Source organism: Alteromonas sp. D210916BOD_24 (assembly GCF_047159385.1).
Lineage (GTDB): Bacteria > Pseudomonadota > Gammaproteobacteria > Enterobacterales > Alteromonadaceae > Alteromonas.
Window position 1 is genome coordinate 3938231 of record NZ_AP038333.1, and the last position, 13473, is coordinate 3951703.

Sequence of the window (13473 nt, forward strand, 5' to 3'; positions counted from 1 at the left end):
AAACTCGCCTCACACCAGTGAGGCGAAACCATTAGTAAAAGTTTTTGGTAATTCGAAGACCGAATTCCCGTGGAGGGCCCATAAATCTCAGCCCTGAGTTGATAGCGCCAACGTACTGGGAATCAGTGAGGTTGGTACCGTAGGCAGTCACAATGAGGTCGCGGTAATGCCACGCCACTTGGCCGCCCAATATGTTGCGCGAACCAATGCGATCCCCTAGCGCTTCATTTTGGAACAATGTCGCCCATTGCTCTGATACATGGCCAAAGTTCAGGCGTGGGATAAGTCGGCTTTGTTCAAAAGTGAATTCATATTGCACAGTTGCATTGAAGGTGAAATCTGGCGCATAAGTTTGATCTCGTCCTTCAAGGGCAATACACGAAATGCTCTGTGGCCCTGCACTGGGGTCACAGGGGAGAGCGGCTGGAATGCGGGGGTCGGTCGCGAAGAATTTGCCTAATTCGCTGCGCATCTTGGATACGCCCATGCTCAATGAAAAATTGCCTATCATGGCTTGTACTTGCGCTTCGACACCTGTGATAGTTGTAGTTTCCGGGGTATTCAGTTCTATGCCAAATACTGGATTATCCGGGTAGCCGACGGTTATCTGAAAATTGTCATATTCATTATGAAACGCAGTCAGTTGTGTACGTAAATAGCCGTTTAACCATTGTCCTTTCCACCCGGCTTCATAACTGATGATTTCTTCTGCGTCGAAGGGATCGGGTATGCCTAATCCTACAGGTACATTGAGTCCTCCTGGACGAAAGCCACTGGCAGCAAAGCCGTATAAGAAATGATCCCTACTAATATCCCAATTAAGGGCAATTTTGCCCGTCCAGTCTGAGAACTCCGCAGTTTGGTTGGCACTAATTGGAGTACCGTACTGAAGCACATCGATATGATTGGTCGTTTTGCTTTTTGAGTAGCGCGTGCCAACCTGAAGTTCTAATGCGTTGGTGAGGTCATAGCTAATTTGTCCGAATACCGCGCGGGTTTGCTTGGGATTAGTTCCCCACAGTGAGTATTCCGTAAAAGGGCTTCCCTCTGGCACCCCAATGATAAATTGGCCTTCAGGAAAGTCGTACGTATCATTTTGCGCATACACGCCTAATATCCAACGAAGCCCATCAGTGTCTGGCGAAATAAGGTTAATCTCTTGAGAATATATGGTTTCATCAACTGAATCTCTAAACGTAAAAACACCAAATTGTGTACCGTCTAGATCGGTTTCAAATACAGTATTACCCTGCTGATAGCCAGAAACTGAACGCAATACAGTACCGTTTGAAAACTCATAATCAATTTGAAGTACAGAGCGCATAAACCTATCTATACCAGCAATATGAGCGTTGGCACTAATGTGAAAGGGATCGTTGTCACCCGAAACAGGGTCGGCGGGGTAGCCACTTAAATCTAAATAATTTAAATCCGTCTTAAACAGTATCGACAGTGCTTCGCTTGGTTGCCATTTTAAGCCGATTCGGGCGCTGGCTGTCTCTACTCCTTCATCACCGGTATATGGCCCTTCAATGTCGTAAAAGCTGTCGCGTTTTCCCAGATTGAAAGCAATTCGCGCTGCGAATTCATCATTCACTGGCAAATTTAAAGCACCTTGTAGACCTTGATTGTTGTAATTGCCTAACTGACCACTGATGTAGCCTTCGTAACCACCATCAACAATTGGGCTGTTTGAAGTGACGAATACCGCGCCACCCGTGGCATTTTGGCCTGCAAATGTGCCTTGTGGCCCGCGCAGTATTTCTACTCGCTCTATGTCGTAATAGGGCTCGGCGGTAAAGTATCCAGGAAAGGTAGCCACGCCGTCGCGGTAGGTGATCACGCCCGTGGTGGTTTGAGTATTGTGCTCGGCTTTACCTACTCCTCGAATATTAAAGTCGATCCCTTGGCCAAAGTTATTCACCGTGGCAGAAGGGGTAACAAATTGCAGTTGATCCACTGCATTGACACCCCGGTCTTTAAGTTCGTCACCACTTAGTACAGACGCTGCCAGCGGTGATTTTTGCAAATTAACTACACGTCTTTCTGCTTTTATTTCAATTACTTCTAGTTCATTTTTTTCATCGTTCGCCGATGTCTGTGCGGCGACTTGAAAACTTACAGCTGCGGCAATAAGCGTTAGCTGCAAACCTCTATTGTTAACTGTGTTTTTCATTGTTATCTCCCTGCCGACACGTCCAGGTACGTGCTTAGACTTTAATCACTTTACTTTCATTTTACAGAGAGTCAATATTTATTCACATTATAATTAATATTATGTAACATGAGAATATGTTGGTTTTTTAGTTAATCACTTGTACTCGGTTGAGTTTGCAAAAAATAAAAATGCCGGAGGTTTCGCTATGGATATACGTTTTGACGGGAAGGTCGCAATTGTGACCGGGGCAGGAAATGGCTTGGGGCGCTCTCATGCGTTGGCTCTTGCCGCGAGAGGTGCCAAGGTTGTGGTGAACGACTTAGGTGGGCGCGTCGATGGATCAGGCTCCAGTCTTTCTGCTGCAGAAAAAGTGGTTGCAGAAATTAAGGCAAACGGAGGCGATGCAATTGCCAATGGGGCGAACGTGACCAACGTATTGGAAGTGGACGCGATGGTAAGGCAAGCACTGCAAACGTGGGGGCGGGTGGATATTCTGATCAACAACGCGGGGATTTTGCGCGACAAAAGCTTTGCAAAAGTGACCGATGACGATTTTAAGCTGGTCGTGGATGTTCATTTGATGGGTGCCAAGAATTGCAGTAAAGCGGTATGGGAAGCAATGAAAACACAAGGTGGTGGCACAATTGTGATGACCACGTCCTCTTCAGGACTATACGGCAATTTTGGGCAGGCGAATTATGGTGCCGCCAAGATGGGGCAGGTCGGTTTGATGAACGTATTGGCAATTGAAGGCGCTAAATACAACATCAAAGTGAATGCAATTTCACCCTGTGCAGCGACGCGTATGTTGTCAGACCTCGTTGATGAACAGGCAAATCAGGTGCTTACCGTGGAAAGTGTTACGGCGGGTTTGCTCTTTTTAGCCAGTGAGCACTCCCCTTCTAAATTCATTTTAGCTGCCGGGGCGGGAGGTTATGCGTCGGCAGGAATTTTCGAAACGCAAGGTATTTATCTACCACCAGAGCAGCAGACGCCTGAAAATGTAGCGCGTAATTTAACGACAATCCTCGACACTTCAAATCAACAACAGTTTAAAGAGGGAAATGATCAAACGGTTAAGTTTGTTGGTAAAGCGGTGGAATATCAAAAGAGAGCTAAGCAATGAGTGATGCCATTATACTTGCTACCGCACGCACTCCAATTGGTAAGGCGTACCGTGGGGCGCTTAACGATACCCAACCCACCCAACTTGCAGCACACGCTATTAAGCACGCATGGTTAAGAGCGGGAATTCAACATATCGAGGTGGACGATGTTGTATTAGGCTGTGCCATGCAACAAGGCAGTGCGTCGTATAACGTCGCGCGACAATCAGCATTAGCATCTGGGCTCCCGGTTACGGTGAGTGGGATGAGCCTGGACAGACAATGTGCTTCGGGGTTATTTGCTGTTGCCACTGCGGCCAAACAAGTGGTTCACGACAAAGTACCTGTGGCAATTGCAGGTGGAGTAGAATCCATATCACTTGTGCAAAACGAACATATGAACACCTTTCGCCAACATGATGAACGACTTCAGCAGTTACACCCTGCCATTTATATGTCGATGTTAGAAACGGCGGAAACCGTAGCAACGCGCTATAAAATAAGTCGAGAAGCACAAGACGAATATGCCCTTGAAAGCCAAAAACGCACTGCACTCGCACAGCAGGCCGGATTATTTGAAAGTGAAATTGCGCCAATAGATATCAGTCAGAAAGTATTCGACAAGACGACTAACACGACGCAAGCGGTTGACAGGACACTGGGATTGGATGAAGGCAACCGGCCCGACACAACGCTAGACGGACTAGCCTCGCTAAGACCAGTATTTGAGGGAGGCAGTATTACAGCCGGTAACGCTAGTCAACTGTCTGACGGCGCGGCGGCACTGGTTGTGGTAGACGATAAAGTGGCGGCTAAATCTCATGCCACACCCTTAGGTATTTATCGCGGTGTAGCGGTGGCGGGGTGTGAACCAGATGAAATGGGTATTGGGCCCGTTTACGCTATTCCCAAACTACTGAAACGCTTTGGCCTCACCATAGACGACATTGGCTTGTGGGAATTGAATGAAGCATTTGCCGTACAAGTGATTTACTGCAGGGATAAACTCGGCATTGACGGAAATAAAATGAACGTTAACGGTGGGGCTATTTCAATAGGTCACCCTTATGGAATGTCAGGTGCCCGAATGGTGGGACATGCGTTATTAGAGGGAAAAAGACGCAACGTGAAGCATGTGGTCGTGACCATGTGCGTTGGCGGTGGAATGGGAGCCGCTGGTCTATTTGAAGTGTTGTAAAGGGCTATTGGCTACATGCAGGTAGAGTCCTTGTCTACCTGCACCAAATGGTGTTAATGCTTACTTGTGAAACTCTGAAAAATCGTCTTACTGGTCAGTCTCGTCGCGTAAATTTTAGGGGGCGACACGCGCCGCCTAACGTTAAGAATGCTCCCTTAGAACCGTCTAAAGATACTTTGAATTGTGCCAAGCTGATATAAGTTATCGCGAATAAATTACTGTTTAATTAAAAGAACTATTTGACTGGTTGTACCTTTTGATGCTTATTATTTAACCATGTGCTCAGCTTTTTAATTCATACAATGTAATGAAACTGGGCTGCAGCTTTGATTAATAATAAAAAGTGCTAACACTTTTTGACGTGACTCAATTGATTTTTAAAAGCAATTCCGGTGCTTTTAAAGAGAATGGGAAGTAACAAAAAAGATGATAGTCCGAGTATTCCTTGTCGTCATTTTGCTGTTTTCAGTGAATGGTGCCAATGCTAACGAACAGCGTATAAAAGCGCTTGAATTTCAACTCGACAACGTGACTGCCGATAACACGTCACGGCTTCCGGTATTGCTTGAGTTGGCTGAACTGTATTTATACGAAGCACCACAAAACGCCAAGCAGTATGCTCTACACGCTTTGCCCCTGAGTACTCAGCTACAAGATGACTATAGCCGTACGCGTACTTTATGGTTATTGGGCATGGCCAGCATATATCAAGGTGAAAACAATGAGGCGTTCACTAATCTCACCAAGTCAATCAGTGCTGCAAAGTCGACGCTCGATCCTCATCTACTTTCCATTACACACCGTTCACTAGGTGTCTATTACGAACTCACACTCGACTTTGATAATGCGGTAAGGTTTTATATTGAAGCAATTCGCTATGCCAAACAAAGCAACATCATTACCGATCTTGCTATGGTATATAACAACCTGGGCAACGTATTAATATCACAAGGGGATTTTGAAGAAGCAGAAAGCTATTTTCTGCGCTCTGCCGCGTTATTTCGACGTGCCAATAATTTCGACAAGGAAATGAATGTGATGGTAGGGCTGGGTGTGTCTTACCTAAAAATGCAAAAGTTTGAAGAAGCTAGGCGACTTTTTGAAACTGTGTTGGCCAATGAAGACGCGATATACGATTTTACCTATAGTGAAGCTAGCGTGAATTTGGCCCATGTATTTCAGGCGCTGGGCTTACACGACGATGCTAAGGAAATGTACAACCACGTTATTACCGATACGCGTGCAGGCGCCTACCCCCAAGCATTAGCGTCTGCTTATTTGGGGCTTGCGAAGCTGTATACCAATGATGAGGAGTATGGTGAAGCGCTAAGCTTGTACCGTCAGGGCATTGTTGAAGTCAAAAATAAAACGTCAGTGGAAAGTGAAATCGAACTTTATGAAAATTTGGCAAAGCTCGAGCTCAAACTAGGCTATTTTCAAGATGCAGCAACTACTCAGGCTGAATACATTGCGCGCAGAAACAAAATACAGCCTGTTACTCAGGCTGGCATTATCAAAAAGCTAGAAGGGCAGCTTCAAGCTGAACGCGATTTAATCGACCTACAAGAGACTTTATTGCAAAGGGAACGAGAGGCTCAGCATTCATCTTTGTTTTTGTTTACCTCTGTCGTCATTTCATTAATTTGCTTAGTGTTATTTTTATCACTGCGACTACGGCAGCAAAAGCTGATGAGGCTTGAACAAACCAACGAGTCATTGGTGATTGAATCAGAAACCGACCCCCTTACGGGTATAGGGAATCGCCGTTACCTAGATCGCAAACTAGCCAGTATGCAAGGAGAGTCAATAAGTACAGCGTTTCTGTTAATCGACGTTGATCACTTTAAAGAGTTGAACGATAGCTACGGCCACGATACGGGAGATGAAGTACTGATCGGGTTAGCCAATATGCTTAAATCGCTATGCCGAAAAGACGATATAGTGGCTCGTATTGGCGGAGAAGAATTTGTTATTTTACTGTTTAACACAACCGATGATGCGTCACTTGAGTTTGCAGAACGGATACGAAAAACAGTGGAAAAGCAGGTGTTTAAAAGTCGAAGCTCGGTTACCGTCAGCATTGGGGTGGCTAGCGGCACTATGGATTGTGCTAACTATGATAAGTTTTACAAACAGGCTGATATTGCCTTATACAACGCGAAGTCTGATGGTAGAAATCACGTAAGAGAATACGTGACAGAGGAAGGGCTAAACCCTCAAATACAATATTAAAACTGCATGCTACAGCCTTTCGCTGTAGTGTTTTCCGTGTTTTTGTTTAGACCGGTTGATTTACCGCAAAGATCGAAAAACCTAAGGCTCTATACTTAACGTTCATATTAAATTCATTACTGAAGATCACACAGGGAGTGTCGCTGTGAAAAAAACACCGTTTATATTATCTATTTTATTCCTTGTGGTGGTGGGTTTTGTGTTAAACGCGTTGTTTAACGAAGACGAAGTTGGCGATGTGGTGTCAGGCAATGGCAGGATTGAAGCAACAGAAATAGGTATTGCTGCGAAAATTGCTGGCCGCATTGAAGAGATCTATGTGGGTGAGGGAGAGTTGGTTAACGCTGGGGACATCGTTGCCAAGTTGGATACCACCACCATAAATAGTCAACTTCAACAGGCCAAAGCGCAACGTCAACAAGCGCTCAGTGCGGTAGAAGCGGCTAAGATGGCTATCGCTCAGCGAGAAAGTGAAAAGGCGGCACTTAACGCTGCGTTGTTGCAAACGCAAGCCGAGCTTAAAGCCGCAAAAGCTCACGCCGCACGAACCAGTGAGCTTGCTAAAACCGGCGCGGTGTCACAGCAACTTGCAGAAGACAATTTAACCTCAGTAGAAAGTACCAAAGCGGCGGTGAATGCGGCAAAGGCGCGTCTGACGGCTGCGGATGCCACGATTGAAGCCACTCGCGCGCAATATTATTCCTCCCAAGCTGCAGTCAGTGCAGCAGATGCCACTATTGCTCAAATTAGTTCTGAAATGGATGACATGATTTTAAAAGCGCCCCGAAGTGGTCGAATTCAGTATCGAGTGGCAGAGCCGGGTGAAGTGATTGGCGCTGGGGGACGCATTCTGAGCTTGGTCGATCTGACCAATGTTTATATGACCTTCTTTTTACCCGCTTCTCAGGTTGGCAGGCTTTCAATGGGGAGTGAAGCGCGTATCGTTCTCGATGCCGCGCCGCATGTTTCAATTCCTGCCTCGATATCCTACGTGGCCGATGTCGCGCAATTTACCCCCCGTTCGGTGGAAACGCAAAGTGAGCGAGAAAAGCTAATGTTTCGAGTGAAAGCCACCATTCCAGTTTCACTGCTTAAACAACACATCGATAAAGTGAAAACCGGTTTGCCGGGTGTGGTGTGGGTGAAGCTTAACGACGAAGCGCAATGGCCGGACGATTTACCTGAGCTAGTTGTGCAATGAGTAATATCATTGAGTGCCAAAACCTTACCATTCGCTACAAAGAAACCACGGCCATCGATGATATATCACTGTCGGTGCCGACCGGTGTCACACTTGGTGTTATTGGCCCAGATGGAGTAGGAAAGTCAACGTTGTTATCGTTGATTGCAGGCGAACGGGTAATACAAGAAGGGCAGCTACAAGTACTTGGCGGTGACATGCGTCGCAAAAAGCACCGCAATGCTATTTGTGCTGATATTGCTTATATGCCGCAAGGGTTAGGCAAAAATCTCTATCCCACCTTATCAGTAGAAGAAAACTTACAATTTTTTGCAAAGCTATTTGGGCACAACCGCGCTGCACGCCGTGCACGAATTGATACCCTGACTCGACGTACCGGGCTTTATCCGTTTTTATCCCGACCTGTGGGCAAGCTTTCAGGAGGGATGAAACAGAAACTAGGCTTGTGCTGTGCGCTCATCCATGATCCCCGTTTACTCATACTCGACGAGCCTACCACTGGTGTAGATCCGCTAGCCCGCAGCCAGTTCTGGTCATTGATAAGCGATATCCGTTCTGCGACCCCTGACATCACAGTGGTGGTGGCAACCGCTTATATGGATGAGGCGCAACAGTTCGATCATCTTCTCGCCCTTAACGCAGGTAAAGTATTAGCAGAAGGTACTCCAGCGTCGTTACTTGCGAAAACGCAATCAGATAATCTTGAGGAAGCTTTTATTGCCTTGCTGCCCGATGAAATAAAACAGCAGCATTATAACTTTGAAGAGGTTACTCATCCGGCTTCTACCAAGAGTTCAACAGCAATTAAAGCGAAAAATCTGACCATGAAATTCGGTGATTTTGTGGCTGTTGATGACGTCAGTTTTGCCATCGAAAAAGGGGAGATTTTTGGTTTTCTCGGGTCAAACGGTTGTGGCAAGTCCACTACCATGAAAATGCTGACGGGTTTATTACCACAAACGTCGGGAGAGGCGTGGTTACTCGGTACGCCGTTGGGAACAAATGACTTTACCACCCGTTACCGCGTGGGCTATATGTCACAAAGCTTCTCACTTTATACTGAGCTTACCGTTCGGCAGAATCTGACCTTACACGCGCGTCTGTTCAACGTGCCCAAGCAACAGGTCGAGTCGCGAGTTGAAGCGATGCTAAAACGATTTTCGCTTGGACATCACCAAGACAGCTTACCCAACGCTTTGCCATTAGGAATTCGTCAACGCTTGTCTTTGGCGGTGGCAATGGTACACAAACCAGAAGTACTTATTTTGGATGAGCCGACCTCAGGGGTCGACCCCATTGCCCGTGATAATTTTTGGCGCTTACTCATTTCGCTGGCTCGTCATGATGGAGTAACCATTTTTATTTCTACGCATTTCATGAACGAGGCTGCCCGCTGTGACCGTATTTCTTTAATGCACGCGGGAAAAGTGTTAGTGACGGATACGCCTGATGCGATAAAGGAAAGTAAATCAAGCTCGACCTTAGAAGAAGCGTTTATAGCCTATTTGATAGAGGCGCAGGAGCCAGACGCGCCAGAGACTCAGTTACCTTCTGCATCTGATAACAACAAATTAGTGATTAATAAGACCCCAAAGCCCAAACACAGTGCAAAACGATTACAGCGTTTGTTCAGTTATGCCTCAAGAGAAACCCTGGAGTTAATACGCGACCCCATTCGACTCACCATGTCGTTTTTGGGCAGCATGGTACTGATGGTCGTGATTGGACTGGGAATAACCATGGATGTTGAAGATCTCCAATACGCCGTTTTCGATCGCGACCACTCGGCGATGAGCATTAACTATCGCAATGCTTTGTCAGGCTCGCGATATTTTGTGGAAAAATCGCCTATCACCAGTTATGAAGATATGGACAGGCGCATGAAAAATGGTGAAATTTCGCTAGCAATAGAAATCCCCCCTGAATTTGGGCAAATGATCCACAGAGGGGAAAAAGCGGAAGTTGGGGCTTGGATTGACGGCTCTATGCCTTCGCGGGCTGAAACCATTGAAGGTTATATGACAGGTATTCACGTGAATTGGTTAGCTCAGCAAGCTGCGCAAACTAACTATACACAAATAACCAGCCATATTAATATTGCGTCGCGATACTTATACAACCCGGATATCCGAAGCTTGGTTGCCATCGTGCCTGCGGTTATACCCATGTTGTTATTAATGATACCCGCACTGTTGACGTCTTTGGCCGTGGTGCGAGAAAAAGAGCTGGGCTCTATCATTAATTTATATGTTACACCGGTCACTAAACTGGAGTTTCTGTTAGGCAAACAATGCCCTTATGTGGTGGCGTCTTTTATCAGCTTTCTACTGCTGGTCGCCATGACGGTGTGGTTATTTAAGGTACCCTTGAAAGGCGATGCGGTTGCATTGTGTGTGATTGGTTTGCTGTTTGTTATTTTTTCTACCAGTTTTGGGCTTCTTGCTTCCGTTTTCACCAATAGCCAAATTGCCGCCATCTTGCTCACTACCATAGGGACAATGGTACCAGCGGTGCAGTTTGCAGGTATGATCACCCCTGTTTCTGCATTGGAAGGGGCGGGGCGCATTATTGGCGAAGGGCATCCAGTAAGCTACTTTTTGTTAGCCAGTCGGGGGATTTTTAGCAAAGGTTTGGGTTTTAGCACCTTAGACTTTACGATTTATGCCATAGCGGTTTCTATTCCGATCACCTTGTGGCTTGCGACCATACTGTTGAACAAGCAGGAGCGCTAGCCAATGAAGATTGCTAATATCACCCAGTTGGGTATTAAAGAAATGTGGAGCCTATGGCGTGACCCTGCGATGATGATCCTCATCATCTATGTATTTACCCTTAATATTTATACGGCAGCCACTGCCATTCCTGAGTCTCTACACAACGCCCCTATTGCCTTTGTTGATCACGACCGCACGCAGTTGTCCCGCCGTATAATTGATGCCTTTTACCCGCCTTATTTTCTTACACCTGAAATTATTGATGACAACCAAGTGAACGTATCATTGGACACTGGGGAGTATACCTTTGTTGTCACTATACCACCGGATTTTGAAAAGGCGGTGATGAGAGGAACCCAACCCGATATTCAGGTCAATGTGGATGCTACACGGATTAGTCAGGCCTTTTCCGGTAACGGTTATATTGCCCAGATTATAAACGCAGAAGTAAATGCTTACTTACAGGGTTATAAAGAAGAAATAAGCTATCCTGTTGAGCTTGTCATACGCGCAAGATTTAACCCTGCGTTAGAGAATTACTGGTTTGGTTCGGTAATGGAACTCATTAGTGCGGTTACTATGATTGCCATTATATTGTCTGGCGCTGCATTAATTCGTGAAAAAGAGCGCGGCACGATTGAGCATTTGTTGGCTATGCCGGTGTCTGATAGCGAAATCATGATCTCTAAAATACTGGCGACGGGATTAGTGGTCTGGAGTGCGACATTGCTGTCTGTATATAGTGTAATTCAGGGCGTGTTGGGGGTACCTATAACCGGGAATGTCTGGCTATTTATGGTGGCGGTTGCATTACAGCTTTTTGCGGTATCCAGTATGGGAATTTTCATGGCAACAGTAGCGCGCTCAATGCCTCAGTTTGGATTACTACTTATCTTAGTATTGTTACCGTTACAATTGCTTTCGGGCGGTACTACGCCGCGTGAAAGTATGCCGGAAATCATTCAATACCTTATGCTTTCTATGCCTAACACTCACTTCGTTATGGCCTCGCAAAGTGTGCTATATCGAGGGGCGGGATTAAGCGTTATTTACCCACAGCTTATCTCGCTTTTTGTTATAGGCTGTGTGTTTTACATCATCGCACTTCGGCGCTTTAAAAACACCATTGGGAGTATGGCGTAGCAAGCCACTTTATTTAGCTCGCTACTAAGTCAGTAATCAGTCTGTGCTCAGCCTGTAACAAGTCGGTACTAGGCTGTGGAGTAAATGTTTATTGCCCACTACCTATGCTAGTCAGCATAGGTATCGCGATAGAAATCATTGTATTGTTCTCTCAACGCCACTTTGCGAATTTTGCCCGTGCTGGTCATGGGCAGCGAATCGCAGAGAAAGATGTGTTTGGGCACTTCGAACTTGCCTAGTTTTTCTTTGCAGAACTCGTTAATGGCAGGCAAGCTGTTGTTGGTCAAATGGCGACCTACCACACACACACAGACCGCTTCTCCCCAGTGGGGATGTGGAACGCCAAATGCGGCTGCGGCTTCAACGTCGGGGAACAAGCAAAGGGTTTGCTCTACTTTTTGCGAAGAGACGTTCTCTCCCCCAGATTTTATTGTGTCTTTTATCCGGTCAATAAAAAGCAACTGACCTTCACTATCGATAAAACCCAAATCACCGGTATGATGCCAACCATGTTGGTAAGAAGCACGACTGGCCGACTCATTTTTATAGTATCCGTTCATAACTTGAGGGCCGCGCCATACGATTTCGCCCACTTCGCCTTGGGCTACCTCCTGACCTTTGTCATCAATGACAGCTTGTTCAGTAAAACAAAGGGGAACTCCCCAATAATTTCCTTCTTCAAATTGCGTTTGGCTGTTGTCTAAAAACAAGCATGACACCGGTGAGAACTCCGTCTGACCGCTACCGAGGTGAATTTTACAGCCAAAGGCGTCGCGAATTTGTTGACGATTCTGTTGGCTCATAGGAGCCATGCCATAAATCGCTAACTTGAAATGGGTAAAGTCGCGTTGGGCAAAGTTAGGCGTCGCCATAATGGCATTCCACATCATAGGTAATAGGACAGTGGTCTCAATTTTTTCCTTCTCCAGACTTTCAACAATATTCATGGGTTCGAACGCGGCGTGCAGTACAGCGCAGCCCCCACGCATCATTACCGGAAACAGAATTGAAAGCGCCGTACAATGAAACATAGGCAGCACTAACAGCATGCGGCATTGCTTGGCTATATCTAGCTCTAATGCCCCGCTAAGGGCGGCCATGGTCAATGATAAATGAGACGTTTCAACCGCCTTGGGTTTTGACGTGGTTCCTGAGGTGTAAATCATGTGGGCTGTATCGCGATCGCGAATTACCCTATCAGTGATTTCTCCGCTGTTACTTTCGGCCAGCAGCGCGTTCATGGCGTAGGTAGCGCGTCCGTTTTCATCACCTAATTGCACCGTAAAGGCAATATGATCATTATTCTGAATGCTGGCAGCCACCAGATCGGAAAGCATGACATCATAAATGATTACGCGGGTTTCACTGTGTTCTAAATTGAAAGCTACATCTTCAATACTTTGCATAAAGTTGATGGGTACCGCTATTACGCCCAGTTTGTAACAAGCAAAATAGACAGCAACCACATCAATTTGATTAATTGCAATAATCGCAAGCTTGTCACCTTGCTTGACCCCTTTGTCCATAAGGGCATGGGCCAGCTGATTAACCTTGTGGTTCAGCGCACCGTAGGAGATTTCTCTTCGTTGTCCCCCGTAGTGATCTACCAGCGCAGGCAATTTAGCGCTGTCCCGGGCGCGCCGTCGAAGTAAATCGCCCATTGCTACACGCTCTACCAGATTTTTTTCGAGTTGTTGTTGTCCCATGTTGCTTTCCTTCTA

8 protein-coding genes are annotated in these 13473 nt (G+C 46.2%); 6 read left to right on the top strand and 2 right to left on the bottom strand.

Annotated elements, in window-relative coordinates; all coding sequences use genetic code 11:
* Window positions 1–31: 31 nt before the first annotated feature.
* Window positions 32–2176, bottom strand: coding sequence for a TonB-dependent receptor (locus ACMCM8_RS17145; RefSeq protein ID WP_412723839.1), 2145 nt, complete (start codon window positions 2174–2176; stop codon window positions 32–34).
* A gap of 187 nt (window positions 2177–2363) precedes the next feature.
* Between ACMCM8_RS17145 and ACMCM8_RS17150 the strand changes: the two genes are divergently transcribed.
* The 6 genes from ACMCM8_RS17150 (at window position 2364) to ACMCM8_RS17175 (ending at window position 11752) form a co-directional block, all read left to right on the top strand.
* Window positions 2364–3284, top strand: a complete 921-nt coding sequence (locus tag ACMCM8_RS17150; RefSeq protein ID WP_412723841.1) for an SDR family NAD(P)-dependent oxidoreductase — start codon at window positions 2364–2366, stop codon at window positions 3282–3284.
* A complete protein-coding gene (locus tag ACMCM8_RS17155) occupies window positions 3281–4462 on the top strand; it encodes an acetyl-CoA C-acyltransferase (RefSeq protein ID WP_412723843.1) in 1182 nt (393 codons plus the stop codon). The genes ACMCM8_RS17150 and ACMCM8_RS17155 overlap by 4 nt, the downstream gene beginning before the upstream one ends.
* 426 nt (window positions 4463–4888) lie before the next feature.
* On the top strand, window positions 4889–6694 hold the full coding sequence (locus ACMCM8_RS17160; protein ID WP_412723845.1) for a GGDEF domain-containing protein: 1806 nt from the start codon (window positions 4889–4891) through the stop codon (window positions 6692–6694).
* A 145-nt stretch (window positions 6695–6839) separates the two neighbouring features.
* A complete protein-coding gene (locus tag ACMCM8_RS17165) occupies window positions 6840–7895 on the top strand; it encodes an HlyD family secretion protein (RefSeq protein ID WP_412723847.1) in 1056 nt (351 codons plus the stop codon).
* Window positions 7892–10627, top strand: a complete 2736-nt coding sequence (gene rbbA, locus ACMCM8_RS17170) for a ribosome-associated ATPase/putative transporter RbbA (protein ID WP_412723849.1) — start codon at window positions 7892–7894, stop codon at window positions 10625–10627. Before ACMCM8_RS17165 ends, rbbA begins: the two co-directional genes overlap by 4 nt.
* Window positions 10628–10630: 3 nt before the next feature.
* Window positions 10631–11752: an ABC transporter permease gene (locus ACMCM8_RS17175; protein WP_412723851.1), complete on the top strand. Its 1122-nt coding sequence runs from the start codon at window positions 10631–10633 to the stop codon at window positions 11750–11752.
* Between the two features lie 107 nt (window positions 11753–11859).
* Here the strand turns inward: ACMCM8_RS17175 and ACMCM8_RS17180 are convergent, their stop codons facing one another.
* Entirely contained in the window at window positions 11860–13458 is a 1599-nt protein-coding gene (locus tag ACMCM8_RS17180) for a class I adenylate-forming enzyme family protein (protein WP_412723853.1), read from the bottom strand.
* Between the last annotated feature and the right edge of the window lie 15 nt (window positions 13459–13473).